Origin of the sequence: Acinetobacter sp. YH01021, assembly GCF_013420255.1 — a bacterium.
Taxonomy (GTDB): Bacteria; Pseudomonadota; Gammaproteobacteria; order Pseudomonadales; family Moraxellaceae; genus Acinetobacter.
This window is the reverse complement of sequence record NZ_VOYO01000012.1, coordinates 54,629-71,902: the sequence shown is the minus strand read 5'-3', so window position 1 is coordinate 71,902 and position 17,274 is coordinate 54,629. Positions and strand designations below refer to the sequence as shown.

Genomic DNA, 17,274 nt, shown 5'->3' with positions numbered 1-17,274 from the left:
ATAATGGAACCAGGCAAAAAGTGATCAATGTGTTGTATATTTGTGTTTCATTATGTAATTTCTCCAGACAAAGTTTAAATTTAATTGATGTGTATAACTTAATATTCTGAGTCCATTCTCATGTAATTGTTGTGAATGAATTGCCCGATTATTAGAACTATTTCTGACTTGGCATTTTCAAAATCTACCATAACCAGAGTAGCCATGAATGTCGTGAAGATTTGAGTAAGACAAAGTTAAGTTGTATCTCGATAAGTGATGTTTTGTAAAAATAGCCAGATTGCTGAAACGCGGTTTTATCAAATTTTTACACCTAGGAGGAACGACCTCCCTTGTGAATTGCATATCGGAATTTACAGGAAAAATCGTCAGGACGGCCTGATTCTTATATAAAAGGAGGAGGGCTGCATGGCCTGGATTGTACTTATTCTTGCGGGTATTTTTGAAATCGTTTGGGCATATTCAATGAAGCTGTCTGAAGGTTTTACCAGACTCACCCCAAGTATTATTACCATTGTCTTCATGGTACTGAGTTTTGCTTTACTGGCTTATGCGATGCGTACTTTGCCGCTAGGTACAGCCTATACGATCTGGACCGGGATTGGTGCAGTGGGTTCATTTCTCATCGGTATTTGGGTTCTGGGTGAACCTGCTACAGCATTGCGTATGCTGGCTGCCGTACTCATCATTTCCGGTCTGGTACTGATGAAAGTATCCTCTTCATAATTTGTTTCTGCCTGTCTCGGTGAACTGGGTTAATATAGAAAATGAACTCAGTGATTGGGACAGGGCGCCATCATGAACTTAAGTTATCTCTATATGGATTCTCCCGTAGGTCAGCTACAACTGGTCGCGAATGAAACCGCGCTGGTGGCTGTGCTTTGGGACTGTGAACAGCCGAATCGGGTGAAACTGGCGACCTTGGTTGAAGATCCGCAGCATCCGGTTTTGATTGAAACCAGACGTCAGCTCCAGGAATATTTTGCCGGTCAGCGCAATGTTTTTGACCTGCCTTTGGACTTTGCCGGTACTGATTTTCAGAAAAAAGTCTGGCAGGCGCTACTGAATATTCCCTACGGACAAACGCGAAGCTATCGCGACATTGCTGAACAGGTAGGTAATATCAAGGCTGTACGCGCCGTGGGTGCAGCCAATGGCAAAAACCCGATTTCGATTATTGCACCCTGTCATCGGGTGATTGGTCGCAGTGGCAAGCTGGTAGGATTTGCCGGTGGTTTGGATAAAAAAGAAATCCTGTTAAATATTGAGCGGACGCATTCATAAATCTCTTTTATAAATAAAAAAATGATCGTTCTATTCATTTTAAAATGAATATTAAAAGTTCCTTCTCCCTCTGGGATAAGAAGCACTGCTTAGCAAGGAGATGAGGGGGGTAAAAACCTCTCCCTCGCCCTCTCCTACAAGGAGAGGGTATTTCCTTTGTAGTGATTATAAAAAATGATTTATGAAAGAACTTTAATATCTAAAAATTTAAAACAAATGAAAAATTAGAATATGGATGTTCTGCTAGTAGAAATTAATCTATTCATACTTTGTGATTGGATTTATTTCGAAGTGGTATTCAAAACAGCCTAAGCAGTCATAAGCTTTTACGAGCCCATAAAAAAGCCTTTGAATGATTCAAAGGCTTTTTAGTTTTAAATATTTGAAGCTTTCAGTTTTTCGGTAATCTCGGCCAGAACTTTAATCCGTTTTACTTCATCCCATAATGCTTTGGCTTCAGGATAATGTTTCGACATCATGCCGAGCCATTGCTTGTAACGACCGACCATCCCGATCTCAGTTTTGGCTGGGCCGTTGATAAAACGAATTTGCAGTTGTAGCAGTTCATTCCAGTTCATCAAAGGTGCATCCGAGTTTTGACGGATACATTGAGTCAGGTCGGGTGTGGTCACTGCACCACGGCCAATCATCAGGTCTTCGCAGCCAGATTCTAGTCGGCACTGTTTGGCATCGGCATTGTTCCAGATTTCACCATTGGCTATCACATTGATTTTGAGTGCTTCACGAATCGGTTGTAGCTGGTCCCAAAAAGCGGGTGGAGTATAGCCATCGGCTTTGGTGCGTGCATGAACGGTAACCCATGCTGCTCCTGCATCTTCAATGGCATGGGCATTTTCCAGCATGAAATTACGGTCCATATAACCCAGACGCATTTTGGCGGAAACCGGAATATGCGCAGGCACTGCATCACGCACGGCTTTAACCAGCTCATGCACGACTTTGGGTTCATCGAGCAGGACTGAACCACCACGATGACGGTTCACGGTTTTGGCCGGACAGCCAAAATTCATGTCAATTGCCGGTGCGCCCATGGCTGCCACTTTGGCGGCATTCGCTGCTAGCATCTCCGGATTATTTCCTAAGAATTGGACATGTACCGGTGTACCTGCCGCCGTCTTGCCATCATTCAACAGTTCCGGGCAGTAAGTATGATAAATATGATCGGGCAGAAGGGAATCGGTGACACGGATAAACTCGGTCACACACCAGTCAAAGCTACCTACGGATGTCAGCACATCACGCATAATCGGATCGGTTAAGCCTTCCATGGGAGCAAGCACAAGTTTCAACGGTGCACACCTGTAAATTTAAAACGGTGTTATACGTTTTTTTAGGCAGCCTGTCTAGGCTGGATGGGAATTGAAATCTGAGAGCCTGAAAATTGAACTTTTTGGGCTGATATAAAAAGGCCCTTAATGTGGATTAAAGGCCTTTAAAAGTGAAGCTTAAGAGGGTTTATCGATAGCCAGCCATTTTAATCAGCCAGTTTCTCGACTTTCATACTCTCACGATAATACTGACAGCCCTTGTACAACAGGAAGCAACCAATCAATCCGGCAATCGCATTGACGATCGAGATCGAGTTGCCGACCATTAAGGTATTCTGGAAATATTTATCCGTGATTAACGCCACAGCAGTGGTTCCGATCCCTAAGGCAATCAGGTTTGAAACCAGCAGGAACTTGGCAGATACCTGTGCGCGTAGCTGGTTTGGTGTCAGCATTTGCGTAGCAGCAGCCGATGCCGGAATCGGGAAAGTGGAGAAGAACATCGCCACAAAAATCAGCGCAAATGAAAGCTGCATATTATCGACCTGAGTAAACAGCACACTCGGAATAATCAGCGCCGCACAGCCAATCGCACCGGTACGAATTGCAGCATCGCTATAGCCACGTTTCGAGAAGAAGTCGATCAACCAGCCACAGAACAAGGCACCCGAAGTATTGGCGACTAGAATAATCGTACCGAGGATATAACCGGTTTGACTCGCATCCAGACCGAAATTACGCATGTAATAGGCAGGTGCCCAGCCCAGCAGCGAATACAGCATCATGGTGTAAAAAGAAAAGCCAATAAAATGACAGAAGAAGGTCTTTTTATGTGTCTTGATAAAACCAATCGAATTTTTGAAAGAGGCTTTAATTACCTGGCCATCCTGATCGACTTTCATACCCTTACGTGCAGGTTCACGCACCGTCAGCACCATGAGTAGGGCTAGTAATACGCCTGGAAGACCCACAATCATAAAGGTAAGTTGCCAGGTTTTCACTTCACCAATGAGGGGTAAGGCTACGAAGCTGACATCTTTTAGCAGGCCAATCACATAGCCGCCAATCAGGAAAGCTAGGCCCGAACCAATAAAGGCACCAATCGCATATACACCGAGTGCACGGCCTAATTTATCTTTCGGAAATAAATCGGCAACGATTGAATAAAAGGCAGGGGAAAGCGCAGCTTCACCGGCACCCACACTCAGACGTGCAATAAACATTTGAATAAAGTTTTTACTGAGGCCACAAGCCGCTGTAGCGAGACTCCAGAATGCAATCCCGGTTGCAATAATTTTAATCCGTGACTTTTGATCCGCCAATGCGGCAATGGGCAAGCCCATAATGGCATAAAATAAGGAGAAGGCCAGACCCTGTAACAGACTAAACTGAGTATCGCTCAGCATTAAATCGGCTTTAATCGGTTCAATCATGAGCGATAAAATTTGACGGTCTACAAATGACAGAATGTAAGCCACCATACAAATGACCACCACATACCATTGATAGGTGCTGCTTTCCGGTGGCGGTTCAATCTGTTCAGACAGCGGCACAGCCGTTTCTGTCGGTGTAGGCTCAAAATTTTGATTTGTTGGTTGAATCGTCCTTTCAACCATTTCTAGGTTCAGCGATTTATCATTCATCATGCAACATCCTGTGCTGATCGTTTGAGATGTTTATTTGATACTTTTAATTTGCTTGTTATTTTTATGTTGTATCGCATTTAATTAATCTAGAGGCTAAATAGATAGACGTCAATCTGTTTTTAAAAATAGATACAAATAATTTTTAAAGATAAAAAAAAGGAATCATAATGATTCCTTTTTTTTGGTATGAATTTTTAGCCACGTTCAACCAGCGTTAAAATATCGTAGGTTGCAACCAGTTCATTGCGCTGGTTTTTCACTTTAATATCCCAGACCACGACACCATGTGGTTTCTGTGCCGGATCGCGCAGTGCTTTTGGAGTTTTCTGCTTACAGGTCAGTTCTACCTGAATGGTATCGCCAATTTTTACCGGTTCTACAAAGCGCAAGTTGTCCATGCCATAGTTGGCAATGACCGGGCCTGGAGCAGCATCAACGAATAAACCTGCAGCTGCGGATACTACGAAATAGCCATGTGCGACACGCTCACCAAACAGTGATTCTGCCGCAGCAATTTTGTCCATATGCGCATAGAAGTGATCACCGCTCAGGCAGCCGAAATTCACTAGATCGGCTTCAGTCACGCTACGTCGTGCAGTCAGCAAGCGCTCGCCGATACGCAATTCATCAAATGACTTTTTGAAAGGATGCACACGGTCTTCAAAGACCTGAGCGCCTGCCGTCCAGCTATGGCCGACCTGGGTCATGGCATTTGGCGAGCCTTGAATCGCAGTACGTTGCATATAATGTTTGACTGCGCGCAAGCCGCCGAGTTCCTCACCTCCACCGGCACGACCCGGTCCACCATGCACCAGTAAAGGCAATGGAGAGCCATGTCCGGTACTTTCTTTGGCACTTTCAGCATCCAGAATATGGACACGACCATGCCATGGCGCAATTTTGCTGAGCAGTTGTTCAATATTTTCATCGGTATTGCGTACGATGGAGGCCACCAGGCTGCCTTCGCCACGTGCCACCAGGTCAGCAAGCTGAGCCAGGTCAGTATATGGCATTAAAGTGACCACAGGCCCAAAAGCTTCAATTTTATGAATATTTTCTGCCTGAGCCGGTGCTTTACATAGCAAAACTGTCGGTGGATAGCATGCAGATGTCTCCGTATTTTGTACTTGAATCTTAAAGTCCTGACGCAAGTGGCTACCGAATACGATCTCTGCATCCTGGCTGAGCTGTTCAACTTTTGCAGCGACATCATATTTCTGTTTGACGCTAGCCAAAGCACCCATCGTCACGCCTTCCTGAGCCGGATCGCCCACGACCACTTTTTTTAGTTTTTCAATCAGACGACTTTGTACTGTATCCAATAGCTCGGCTGGCACAAAAGCACGACGAATGGCAGTACATTTTTGTCCAGCTTTGGTGGTTATTTCACGGAAAACTTCACGCACAAATAAATCAATCGTTTCATCATTGGCTTGCGCCGTCAAAATCGCACTGTTGACCGAGTCTGCTTCCATGGTGAACGGAATCGAGTAGGCATTTAAATGTGGATGCGAACGCAGTTTTTGCCCTGTTGAAGCAGAACCGGTAAAAGTGACCGTATCTTGAGGATTTAAATGATCAAATAAATCATAGATCTGTCCGCAAATAAGCTGCAGTGAACCTTCTGGCAAGAAACCGCTTTCATGAATGGCTTTGACCACGGCATGGGTCAGCTCGGCACCTTCAGTCGCCGGTTTGACAATACAGGGTACGCCTGCCAGTAGCGTAGGAGCGATTTTCTCCAGCATGCCCCAGATTGGAAAGTTAAAGGCATTGATATGCACGGCGACACCGGCTTTAGGCGTCAGAATATGTTTCGCGCCAAAGCTACCTTGCTTAGAAAGAGGAATCCAGGCATCTTCCACCAATGCTGTTTCATCACTCAGTTCACGACGCGCCAAACTTGAATACGCATATAAGGTGCCAATCCCGCCTTCAATATCAATCCAGGCATCTTTACGGGTACAGCCGGTTGCTTTGGCAAGTTCATAAAAGTCTTCTTTGCGTTCCATCAAATACTGAGCCACTTGCTTCAGTGCATTGGCACGTTGATGGAAGGTCCATGTGGCAATAGTCGCGCCTTTTTGTTTGGCATACTTCACCACGGCTTGGGTATCGATGCCCTGACTGCCGACCTGATAAACCCCTTCACCGCTAATGGCATGATAAACCGTACGTAAATCGGCTTGAGTTGTATATTCCTGACCGCAGATTAATGAGCTTAAGCTTTTGATGGCAATAGGATTATGAGTTGATTCAGTATCTTGATAATCCGTTGGGCTTGAGCTGCTGTCTAACTCTAACATTGTAAAAACTCCATTTATGATACGTTTTGAGATGTATTTTAATTTTGATGTTTCATAATTTGTGTTGAAAAATTGAAAATGTCAATCATAAATCTGTGTTTAAAAATGCATAACAATAAAATAAAAAATATTAAATTATATAAAACAAATATTTAGTAAAAATAAAGGATAAAAATTAAATGATACCAATAAATAGATATTGATTTTAATTTTGTATCGTTTTAATTTGAGTGTATCAACACTTGGGATAAGTGAGGGAACAATGAATAACCAACAACAAATCTTCGATCAAAAGATTGAAAGGGATATTTCCATCGAGCCGAAGGACTGGATGCCGGATGCTTATCGTAAGACCTTGATTCGTCAGATCGGTCAGCACGCACACTCTGAAGTAGTAGGCATGTTGCCGGAGGGCAACTGGATTACTCGTGCACCGACCTTAAAACGTAAAGCCGTACTGATGGCAAAAGTCCAGGACGAAGCCGGTCATGCGTTGTATCTGTACAGTGCTGCTGAAACCCTTGGTGCTGATCGTGACGACATGATGGATAAACTGATTGCCGGTCGCATGAAATATTCATCCATTTTTAACTATCCAACCCTGAGCTGGGCCGATGTCGCCGCGATTGGCTGGCTGGTGGATGGTGCAGCAATTGTCAATCAGGTAGCACTTTGCCGTACGTCTTATGGTCCTTATGCACGTGCCATGGTGCGTGTCTGTAAGGAAGAAAGTTTCCATCAGCGTCAGGGCTTTGAAGCCATGATGGAATTGGCCAATGGTACGCCGGAACAAAAGCAGATGGCACAGGATGCCGTGAACCGTTTCTGGTGGCCGGCACTGATGATGTTTGGTCCAAGTGATGATAATTCACCGAACAGTGCACAAAGTATGCAGTGGAAAATTAAATTATTCAGCAACGATGAGCTACGTCAGAAATTTGTCGATAACACCGTATCGCAAGTCTTGCAGCTGGGTTTAACCGTTCCAGATCCAGACCTCAAATTCAATGAAGCCACCGGACATTACGAATTTGGTGAAATCAATTGGGATGAGTTCTTTGCGATTCTTGCAGGCAAGGGACCGTGTAACCATGAGCGTATTGAAGCACGCCGCAAAGCTTGGGAAGGCGGCAAGTGGGTACGTGATTCAGCAGCCGTCTATGCTCAAAAACAGCAGCAACAGTCAGCAGCACAAAAAGTCGCTTAAAAAATAGTTTGATCAATATAAGGAAATTTGCTCATGAATAACAAAAATAACTGGTCACTTTATGAAGTGTTTGTGCGTAGTAAACAGGGTCTAAGTCACCGTCATGTCGGCAGCCTGCGTGCGCCGGATGAGGAAGTCGCACTACAAAATGCCCGCGATGTATATACCCGCCGCAATGAAGGCATCAGTATCTGGGTGGTGAAATCTGAATTGATTACCTCTTCACAGCCAGATGAAAAAGCAGAATTTTTTGAACCTGCTTTGGACAAGGTTTATCGCCATCCAACCTTTTATAACATTCCAGCTGGCATCGAGCACATGTAAAGGGAAAGGTGAAGAATATGACAAATCAAGTATTGGCAGAATTTCTTTTACATGTGGGTGACAGTCAACTGATCCTGTCTCATCGTTTGGCAGAGTGGTGTGGTCATGCACCTGAACTGGAGCTGGATATTGCCTTAGCCAATATCGGACTGGATTTATTGGGTCAGGCACGTACTGCCCTCAGTCTGGCGGGTGAAGTGGAAGGACAGGGCCGTGATGAAGACAAGCTGGCTTATTTCCGTACCGAACGTGAATACCGTAATTTGCTGCTGTGTGAACAGCCGAATGGTGACTTTGCCCAGACCCTGGTGCGCCAGTGGTTGATGGATCACTACCACGCTTTATTGTTTAGCGCCTTAAGTCAAAGTCAGCATGCTGAGTTGGCGGCTTTTGCAGTGAAATCACTCAAAGAAGTGAAATATCACCAGCGTTTTTCCACCACCTGGATGGAACGCTTAAGTTTAGGTACCGCAGAAGCGCATGAAAAAACCCAGCAAGGTTTAAACCAGTTATGGCGTTTTACCGAGGAACTTTTTGTTCTGACGGCTGATGAAAGACAGTTGGTCGATAGCGGTGTCATTCCAGATATTGAAAATTTAAAAGCCCAGTGGCTGGAGACCATTACATCCGAGTTAGCGCGATTTGAATTAAGCCTGCCAGAGCTAGGCGCTTATCGCAGTGGGGCTAAACAGGGTTTACATACAGAACATCTCGGTTTTGTTTTGGCTGAACTGCAATACATGCAGCGCTCATATCCAAACATGAACTGGTAATTCGGCACAATCACAGGGAGTGAGTCGCATGAATCTGATTCGACACGTAGAAGATCAATGTTGGGACGTTTTACAGCAGGTTTCTGATCCAGAGATTCCGGTATTGTCAGTGATTGATCTGGGTATGATTCGTGGCGTCGAGCTGAATCAGCAGGATGAAATTGTGGTGCGACTCACGCCGACCTATAGCGGCTGTCCGGCCACGGATTTATTAAAAGCAGAAATTACCCATGCTTTCGAGGCCAATGGTTTGACGCCGGTCAAAGTCATTGTGGACCTGTCTCAAGCCTGGACCACGGACTGGATGAGTGAATCGGGCAAACACAAATTACAGCAATATGGTATTGCCCCGCCGCAAGGCCAGTCACATAGCTGTGGTACGCATGTGGCATTGACCGATGGCATCACCTGTCCACAGTGCTTAAGTAACAACAGCAAATTATTAAGTGAATTCGGTTCGACCGCCTGTAAAGCTTTATATCAATGTCGGGACTGCTTAGAAACTTTTGACTATTTCAAATGTATTTGATTGTAACGATTGCGCGGTGGGCAGGGTAAACCAATAACAAGCCTGAACACCGCCACCTAAAAGAAGGATTTTGCCATGAGCCAATTTATACCATTAACCATTAAATCGATTCAGCCACAAACCGAGCAGGCGATCTGCATTGCCTTTGATCTCGCGCCTGAGCAGTTGGATACTTTTCAATATCAGCCGGGTCAGCACCTCACCATTCGTCATTTAACTGATGACGGCGAGCTGCGCCGCTGCTACTCGATCTGCAGTGATACTCAGGAAGACATGAGCATTGCGATTAAAAAAATTGATCAGGGTCAGTTTTCAACCTGGGCCAATACGCATCTCAAAGCGGGCGATGTACTAGAAGTCATGCCACCGCAAGGGGTGTTCTTTCAGAAAGCCGCCAAGGCTGGTGGCCAGAATTATCTAGGATTTGCAGCAGGCAGTGGCATTACGCCAATTTTATCGATTGTAAAGTCGGTGTTGAACCGTCAAGCGGAAGCAACATTCACTCTGGTATATGGCAACCGCTCCTGGAAACAGACCATGTTCTCTGAACAGATCATGGACTTGAAAGACCGTTTTAAGGAACGTCTGCAACTGGTAAATATTTTTTCACGTGAACTGAATGACAGTGACATCTTTAATGGTCGGATTGATGCAGACAAATTGCAGCAGTTATTTCAGGCCAATCTGATTTCTGCCGAAGCAGATCACTGTTTCGCTTGCGGTCCTGAAGAAATGATGACAGCAGTCGAAACGGTATTACCGACTTGGGGCATTCAACACAGCAAGATTCATACGGAACGCTTCAATACGGGTACTGCACCGAAAGCAACCGCCCAGCAGATGGAAAGCCGCAGCGAAGAACGCGTCAATATCATCCTCGATGGTCGCGAGCTGATTGTTGAAGTCTCTAAGCAGGATGACAGTATTTTAGATGCTGCGCTACGTGCCGGAGCCGACCTGCCATATGCCTGTAAGGGCGGCGTTTGTGCCACCTGTAAATGTAAGGTGTTAGAGGGACAGGTTGAAATGGCGGTGAATTACAGTCTGGAAGAAGATGAAATTCAGAAAGGCTATGTGCTCAGTTGTCAGGCACGTCCAACCACGGCCAATGTCCGACTCAGTTTTGATGAATAAAAGCTGAATTTACAGCACCGCGAGCATAGCAGGAGTTCAAGGATGACCTACATTAAAACCAGCTCACCCAAGCCGGGTGTGGTACTGATCGAGCTAAATCGTCCAGAAAAGCGCAATGCTTTAAACAATGCCACCTTGCAAAACATTGCAGCCTGTCTACAGGACTTGGAAACAGATGCTGCTGTGAAAGCCGTGGTCATCACCGGAAATACGCAATGCTTTGCTGCCGGTGCTGATTTAAATGAGCTGGCGCAGTTAGATGTGGTCAGCATCCAGCAAGACCAACGCCCACTGCTCTGGAAAAAAATTGATGAATTTTCCAAGCCTTTAATCATGGCCGTAAATGGTTATGCTTTTGGTGCAGGTTTCGAGTTGGCTTTGCATGGTGACATGGTGCTGACCGGAGAAAATGCCCAGTTTGCCTTGCCTGAAATCGGTTTAGGTATGTTGCCGGGTGCCGGTGGAACCCAGCGTCTGGCCCGTCTGGTCGGTCAGCAATTAACGATGCGCTGGGCCATGACTGGTGAAATGATTTCGGCACAAACAGCCTTGCAACATGGCATTAGTAGCCAGGTTTGTCCGGCAGGATTGACCGTGCAATACGCACTGGAACTGGCAGAAAAAATTGCCAAGCAGGCACCGCTGGCCATTCGTGCCATCAAGCAATCTTTAAAGTCGATTCATGAAGTGACTTTAAGTCAGGGACTGAAACTTGAACGTCAACATTTTGTCTGGCTGGCGGCGACCCAAGATCGCCAGGAAGGCATCAATGCATTTTTAGAAAAAAGAAAACCAGAATTTAGAGGTGTGTAATGGATTATCAAACAATTATTGTCGAAGAAAAAAATGCAGTGGGCTACCTGACCTTTAACCGTCCAAAACAGCTCAACAGTTTTAATGAAACCATGCATCAGGAAGTCTCTAAAGTCATCAAGGCCTGGGCCAAAGACAGCCAGATTCGTGCCGTAGTGATTTCAGCAGAAGGTCGTGGTTTCTGTGCTGGTCAGGATCTGAATGATCGTGTGGTCGATCCGAATGCCGATGCACCGGACTTAGGCCTGTCGATTGAAAAATACTACAACCCTTTGATCAAGTTGATTACCGAAATGCCTAAACCCGTGATTTGTGCGGTGAATGGTGTGGCAGCAGGGGCAGGCGCCAATATTGCCCTGGCGTGTGACATTGTGGTGGCAGCAAAATCAGCCTCATTTATTCAAGCCTTCTGCCGTCTTGGTTTGGTGCCAGATTCAGGCGGTACCTGGTTCCTGCCGCGTCTGGTCGGCCGTGCCCAAGCGATGGGTCTTGCCATGCTTGGCGATAAAATTCCGGCTGAGCGCGCAGTACAACTCGGCATGATCTGGCAAGTGGTTGAAGATGAGCAATTGCAGGCAGAAGCGAAAAAACTGGCAGAGCATCTGGCGCAGCAACCGACCTATGGTCTGTCCCTGATCAAAAAAGCCATTCATGCCGCAGCAGAAAACAATTTGGATGAGCAGCTCATTCTGGAACGTGACCTGCAACGTCTGGCTGGACGTTCAAGCGATTATAAGGAAGGTGTACAAGCCTTTATGCAGAAGCGTACCCCTGAATATAAAGGATGCTAAATCATGCAACAGATCAATTTGGAACAAGTCAAAGTTGCTGTGGTCGGTGCTGGAACCATGGGGATTGGCATTGCACAACTGGCAGCCATGCACGGGCATCCGACCTATGTGTTTGATCTCGATTGCAGCAAAGTTCAGAGTGCCTTGACTGCTTTAGAGGCGCAGCTGAGCAAGCGCGTACAAAATGGCAAAATGACCCAGCAATTGCTGGAGAGTACCTTCGCCAATCTGATTGTGGCAGAGAATATTCAACAGCTTGCCGATGCGGGCTTGATTATTGAAGCTATTGTCGAGAAGAAAGAAGTGAAACAGAACCTGTTTCAACAGCTGGCTGCCATTTGCCCGGAGCAGACCATTTTTGCGTCCAATACTTCTTCAATTTCCATTACTGCAATTGCTTCGGCGATTCCGCATCCGGAACGGGTGATTGGGCTGCATTTCTTTAATCCGGCGCCGGTGATGAAGCTGGTGGAAATTATCCGTGGACTGAAAACATCAGCAGTTCTTGCCGATGCAGTATTTGAGCTAATGAAGCACTGGAACAAGGTTCCGGTACGGGCCAAATCGACGCCCGGTTTTATCGTCAATCGTGTGGCACGACCGTATTATGCCGAAGCCTTTCGCGCCTTGCAGGAAAATGCCACCACACCGGAACAGCTCGATTACATCATGCGCGAATGTGGCCGTTTTGCCATGGGACCGTGTGAACTCACCGACCTGATTGGTCAGGATGTGAATTTCTCGGTCACGCAAAGTGTCTATCAGGAGTTTTTCTATGAGCCACGTTACCGCCCATCCTTGATTCAAAAAGAGCTGGTCGATGCCGGCTGTTATGGCCGCAAGTCCGGTCAGGGTTTTTATGATTACACGCAGTCCAAGCCTGCGCCTGTATATGAATTGCCTGTGTGTTATGCAAAATCATTGAACAAATTAAAAGTCATCGTGCGTGGCGAATGGCAACATTCAGCAGCACTGATTGAACGTTTAAAACAGGCCTCTCATCTGGAGCTGAGTTTTCAGGCGGCAGAACAGAATGAAATCCTGATTGGTGATGTTTCCCTGCGATTATCGCTTGGTGAGTCGGTTGAACTGACTTATCCGCATGAGCCTGTGGTGTTGATGGACTGGCATGCAGATTGGGCAAATGCTCAGGCAATTCCAGTCGTTGCATCACCGGCTTGTAATGAAGAACAACGTCAGGCAGTTGAGCTATTCCTCATAGGTATGGATATGATACCTATTTGGTCTAAGGATCATCCAGGTCTTTATGTTATACGTAGTATCGCCATGCTGGTGAATGAAGCCTGTGAAGCAGTATTACATGATATTTCATCAGAGCAAGATATTGATTCTGCTATGAAATATGGTGTTAATTATCCTTGTGGCCCATTTGAGTGGGCAGATAGAATTGGGTATTACACAATTTTACAAATTTTAGAAAATATGTATCGTATTTATGGTGAAGACCGCTATAGAACTAGTATATATTTAGCAAAGAAAGCGGTGCAGGGACATGCACAGAAAACTCAGCAGCAACCATTACGTGTTGCTGGCTAAAAGGAAGAATCATGGAACAGGTTTATATTTTTGATGGAATTCGCACCCCGATCGGACGCTATGCCGGTGGACTGAGCAGCATCCGTGCCGATGATCTGGCAGCGCTACCGATTCAATATCTGAAAGATCAGCATCCTGCCTTGCCATGGGCAGAACTGGATGAAGTGATCTTGGGCTGTGCCAATCAGGCGGGTGAAGATAATCGCAACGTGGCGCGTATGGCTGCTTTACTTGCAGGGCTGCCTGAATCTGTTCCAGCACTTACCGTAAACCGTTTATGTGCTTCCGGTTTGGATGCGATTGGACTGGGAGCACGTGCCATCAAATCGGGTGAAGCACAATTTGTTTTAGCCGGTGGCGTAGAATCTATGAGCCGTGCGCCTTTTGTGCAGTCCAAACCGACCACGGCATTTAGCCGTACCCCTGAAATTTATGACACGACCATTGGCTGGCGTTTTATCAACCCAAAATTTAAAGCGCAGTTTGGCGTCGACAGCATGCCGGAAACAGCCGAAAACGTTGCTGAAAAGTATCAAATTAGCCGTGAAGACCAGGACCTATTTGCTTATCGCAGTCAGCAAAAAACTGCTGTAGCACAGCAAAAGGGTATTTTTGCTGAAGAAATCCTACCAGTCGAGGTGAAAGGTCCGAAAAAAACCACTCTCACCATTTCCCAAGATGAGCACCCGCGTGCAGAGACGACACTGGACAATCTGGCTGCTTTAAAAACGCCATTTCGTAAAGAAGGCGGTTCAGTGACTGCCGGCAATGCTTCGGGTGTCAACGATGGTGCTGCCTGTGTTCTACTAGGCAATCAGCAGTTCGCCGATCAGTATGGTCTTCGTCCTCAGGCAAAAATTGTCGCGCTGGCCAGTGCCGGTGTCGAAGCCAAATATATGGGTATTGGTCCTGTACCTGCGGTACAGAAAGTCTTGAAGCAAACCGGACTCAGTCTGGAGCAGATGGATGTGATCGAGCTGAATGAAGCCTTTGCGGCACAGTCGCTGGCTGTGATTCGTGAGCTGGATCTGCAAGATGATGATGCCAGAATCAACCCGAATGGTGGTGCGATTGCACTGGGTCATCCGCTGGGCATGAGTGGTACCCGTCTGGTCATCACCGCAATGAAAGAATTAAAACGCCGTAAAGGCAAATATGCACTCTGCACCATGTGTGTTGGTGTCGGACAGGGAGTTGCACTGATTTTAGAAAATATCGATTAAATATCGATGAAAAGTAGATGAAGGATGTCATTCAATTAAGGCAATAAATCGCGGTCAGGACGACTGTGTCAGGAGTAAGAATATGAATAACAATGCAATGGAAAAGATTGAAACGGTTTCGGTAGATGAGTTGCGCAGTGTCCAGCTTCAGCGTATGAAAAAGACACTCCAGCATGCTTATCAAAACAGTGCCGTATATAAAAAGAAATTTGATGAAGCTGGCGTTCATCCGGATGATTTCAAATCATTGGACGATCTGGCTAAATTCCCGTTCACCACCAAACAGGACTTGCGTGACAACTATCCGTTTGGCATGTTTGCCGTGCCACAGGAACAGATTGTACGTGTACATGCTTCTTCTGGCACCACCGGTCAGCCAACGGTGGTGGGGTATACCCAAAATGACATTAATGTCTGGTCGGATGTGGTGGCACGTTCCCTGCGAGCAGCCGGTTTGAGCAGCAAAGATACCATTCAGGTGTCCTATGGTTATGGTCTGTTTACCGGTGGTCTGGGTGCACATTATGGCGTGGAACGCCTGGGTGCAACTGTAATCCCGATGTCAGGTGGCCAGACAGAACGTCAGGCACAATTGATTCATGACTTTAAACCGACTGCATTGATGGTGACACCATCGTATTGCCTGAATATCATTGAAGCACTGGAGAAAAAATTCGGTACAGCCAAAGACTGTTCAATCAAAACTGGCGTATTTGGTGCCGAGCCATGGACCAATGAAATGCGCAAGGAAATTGAAGAGCGTCTGGGCATTGATGCCCTAGATATTTATGGTCTGTCAGAAGTCATGGGACCGGGCGTGGCGATGGAATGTCTGGAATCTAAAGATGGCCCAACCATCTGGGAAGATCATTTCTATCCTGAAATTATCCATCCGGAAACTGGCGAAGTGCTGCCAGATGGCGAACTGGGTGAACTGGTCTTTACCACCATTACTAAAGAAGGCATGCCGGTAATCCGTTACCGTACCCGTGACCTGACCCGTTTATTGCCAGGCACGGCACGCACCATGCGCCGTATGGACAAGATTGTCGGCCGTAGTGATGACATGATGATTATTCGTGGGGTCAATGTGTTCCCGTCGCAGATTGAAGAGCAGATTTTACAGATCCAGCAACTGATTCCGAACTATCAGATTCAGATTTGCAAACAAGGACATCTGGATACATTGCATATCCGTACCGAAATGCGTAAAGATAGCAGTGACATTATGGCGCACCAGCTGGCAACTCAGCTGAAAAGCCAGATTAAAACCATGGTCGGAATCACCGTAAGTGTCGAAGTGTTGCCTGAAGGGAGTCTGCCACGCTCTGAAGGCAAGGCACAGCGCGTGTTTGATATCCGCAAGTCTGCATGAAGTACTATTGGATGATAGCCAAATGGTCTATCATCCAGTTTCTATAAGGTAAAGTTAAACGCAATGAATCCGAAATTAAAACAAATAATTGATGACTTTATTCAAACTGAAGCACTCAGCGGAACCTCATTAATCATGACCATCTTCGGTGACTGTATTTTTCACCGCGGTGGTATCATCAGTCTGGCCAGCGTGATTCAGCTCATGGATGTCTTCGGGTTTAATGAACGATCGGTACGGACCGCTGTATTCCGTCTGGTCCAAAATGGCTGGCTGATGTCTGAGAAAATTGGTCGCACCAGTTATTATCGCGTAACCGAAAGCAGCCGCCAGCGTTTTATTATGGCAGATCAAAAAATTTACAGTTTTCAGCACACTGAATGGGATCAGAAATGGGATCTGGTGCTACTCAGTTCGGTGGAACTGGAAAATAAACTGGTTCTGAAAAAAGAACTGGAATGGCTAGGCTTTGCCAATATCGCCACCAATGTCATGGCCTATCCGGGCTGTGATCATCAGAAGCTGCAAAACCTGCTGCTGAATCTGAAAATGACCGACCAAGTCGTGGTGTTTAAAGCTGAAACCTTGCAGCTCTGGCAGGAATCCTATCCAACCGTGAAACGCATGGTCGCCACCAACTGGCCGGTGCAGGAACTGCATCAGCGCTATGAAAAATTTATTGCAGATTTCCGGGAATTCTTTCATCTGGTGGAACAGGAAGATGAACTTGATCCGGTTCAGGCTTTTCAGTTGCGAATTTTACTGATTCATCAATTCCGCCGGATTTTATTAAAAGATCCAAATCTGCCTTTTGAATTGTTGCCATCCAACTGGCTTTCCCTGAATGCCCGTAATCTGAGCAGTAATTTGTATCAGACTGTAGTTGGGGCAGGGGATGAGTTTTTTATGGAGATCGCCCGAACTTCGGAAGGTTCGATGCCGCCGGTGCATCCACAATTTTATAAACGTTTTGGCGGTTTGCGACTGGAAGCCGTCAGCTAATCTAATTCTGCATTTTTAAAG

At 46.1% G+C, this 17,274-nt stretch carries 16 protein-coding genes; 13 read left to right on the top strand and 3 right to left on the bottom strand.

The genetic code is table 11. From position 1 onward, the window contains the following. Positions 1–408: 408 nt before the first annotated feature. Both sugE and FTT86_RS10060 read left to right on the top strand, forming a co-directional pair. Positions 409–726 carry a quaternary ammonium compound efflux SMR transporter SugE gene (sugE, locus tag FTT86_RS10065; protein WP_004279177.1) on the top strand — a complete coding sequence of 106 codons (318 nt, stop codon included), beginning with the start codon at positions 409–411 and terminating at the stop codon, positions 724–726. Positions 727–798: 72 nt separating this feature from the next. After that, on the top strand, positions 799–1,284 hold the full coding sequence (locus FTT86_RS10060) for a methylated-DNA--[protein]-cysteine S-methyltransferase (protein ID WP_004279178.1): 486 nt from the start codon (positions 799–801) through the stop codon (positions 1,282–1,284). 374 nt (positions 1,285–1,658) lie between these two features. Here the strand turns inward: FTT86_RS10060 and FTT86_RS10055 are convergent, their stop codons facing one another. From FTT86_RS10055 to paaZ, 3 genes are all read right to left on the bottom strand, one after another. Further along, positions 1,659–2,594, bottom strand: coding sequence for a tRNA-dihydrouridine synthase (locus FTT86_RS10055; RefSeq protein ID WP_180181115.1), 936 nt, complete (start codon positions 2,592–2,594; stop codon positions 1,659–1,661). 185 nt (positions 2,595–2,779) lie between these two features. Next, on the bottom strand, positions 2,780–4,219 hold the full coding sequence (locus FTT86_RS10050; protein WP_180181114.1) for an MFS transporter: 1,440 nt from the start codon (positions 4,217–4,219) through the stop codon (positions 2,780–2,782). A gap of 194 nt (positions 4,220–4,413) precedes the next feature. Next, the gene (paaZ, locus tag FTT86_RS10045) at positions 4,414–6,525 is read right to left on the bottom strand and encodes a phenylacetic acid degradation bifunctional protein PaaZ (RefSeq protein WP_180181113.1); all 2,112 of its coding nucleotides are present in this window, start codon (positions 6,523–6,525) and stop codon (positions 4,414–4,416) included. Positions 6,526–6,787: 262 nt separating this feature from the next. Here paaZ and paaA point away from each other — a divergent pair, with 262 nt between their 5' ends. From paaA to FTT86_RS09990, 11 genes are all read left to right on the top strand, one after another. Then, positions 6,788–7,732: a 1,2-phenylacetyl-CoA epoxidase subunit PaaA gene (gene paaA / locus FTT86_RS10040; protein WP_180087428.1), complete on the top strand. Its 945-nt coding sequence runs from the start codon at positions 6,788–6,790 to the stop codon at positions 7,730–7,732. Positions 7,733–7,765: 33 nt separating this feature from the next. After that, positions 7,766–8,056, top strand: coding sequence for a 1,2-phenylacetyl-CoA epoxidase subunit PaaB (paaB, locus tag FTT86_RS10035; RefSeq protein WP_004279183.1), 291 nt, complete (start codon positions 7,766–7,768; stop codon positions 8,054–8,056). A gap of 17 nt (positions 8,057–8,073) precedes the next feature. Then, positions 8,074–8,829 (top strand): 1,2-phenylacetyl-CoA epoxidase subunit PaaC, encoded by a 756-nt coding sequence (paaC, locus tag FTT86_RS10030; RefSeq protein ID WP_026056591.1) that lies wholly within the window; start codon positions 8,074–8,076, stop codon positions 8,827–8,829. Positions 8,830–8,857: 28 nt separating this feature from the next. Further along, positions 8,858–9,358 (top strand): 1,2-phenylacetyl-CoA epoxidase subunit PaaD, encoded by a 501-nt coding sequence (paaD, locus tag FTT86_RS10025; RefSeq protein WP_180181112.1) that lies wholly within the window; start codon positions 8,858–8,860, stop codon positions 9,356–9,358. Positions 9,359–9,433: 75 nt separating this feature from the next. Beyond that, positions 9,434–10,492 carry a 1,2-phenylacetyl-CoA epoxidase subunit PaaE gene (gene paaE, locus FTT86_RS10020; protein ID WP_180181111.1) on the top strand — a complete coding sequence of 353 codons (1,059 nt, stop codon included), beginning with the start codon at positions 9,434–9,436 and terminating at the stop codon, positions 10,490–10,492. A gap of 42 nt (positions 10,493–10,534) precedes the next feature. After that, positions 10,535–11,305, top strand: a complete 771-nt coding sequence (locus tag FTT86_RS10015) for an enoyl-CoA hydratase-related protein (RefSeq protein ID WP_005104871.1) — start codon at positions 10,535–10,537, stop codon at positions 11,303–11,305. Then, complete coding sequence (paaG, locus tag FTT86_RS10010; protein WP_004279188.1) at positions 11,305–12,096, top strand: 2-(1,2-epoxy-1,2-dihydrophenyl)acetyl-CoA isomerase PaaG; 792 nt, start codon at positions 11,305–11,307, stop codon at positions 12,094–12,096. The genes FTT86_RS10015 and paaG overlap by 1 nt, the downstream gene beginning before the upstream one ends. 3 nt (positions 12,097–12,099) lie before the next feature. Next, the gene (locus FTT86_RS10005; protein ID WP_180181110.1) at positions 12,100–13,653 is read left to right on the top strand and encodes a 3-hydroxyacyl-CoA dehydrogenase; all 1,554 of its coding nucleotides are present in this window, start codon (positions 12,100–12,102) and stop codon (positions 13,651–13,653) included. An 11-nt stretch (positions 13,654–13,664) separates the two neighbouring features. Next, positions 13,665–14,876: a 3-oxoadipyl-CoA thiolase gene (gene pcaF, locus FTT86_RS10000; RefSeq protein WP_180181109.1), complete on the top strand. Its 1,212-nt coding sequence runs from the start codon at positions 13,665–13,667 to the stop codon at positions 14,874–14,876. A gap of 82 nt (positions 14,877–14,958) precedes the next feature. Further along, entirely contained in the window at positions 14,959–16,251 is a 1,293-nt protein-coding gene (gene paaK, locus FTT86_RS09995) for a phenylacetate--CoA ligase PaaK (RefSeq protein ID WP_180181108.1), read from the top strand. 63 nt (positions 16,252–16,314) lie between these two features. Beyond that, positions 16,315–17,253, top strand: coding sequence for a PaaX family transcriptional regulator C-terminal domain-containing protein (locus tag FTT86_RS09990; RefSeq protein WP_180181107.1), 939 nt, complete (start codon positions 16,315–16,317; stop codon positions 17,251–17,253). The last annotated feature ends 21 nt before the right edge of the window (positions 17,254–17,274 follow it).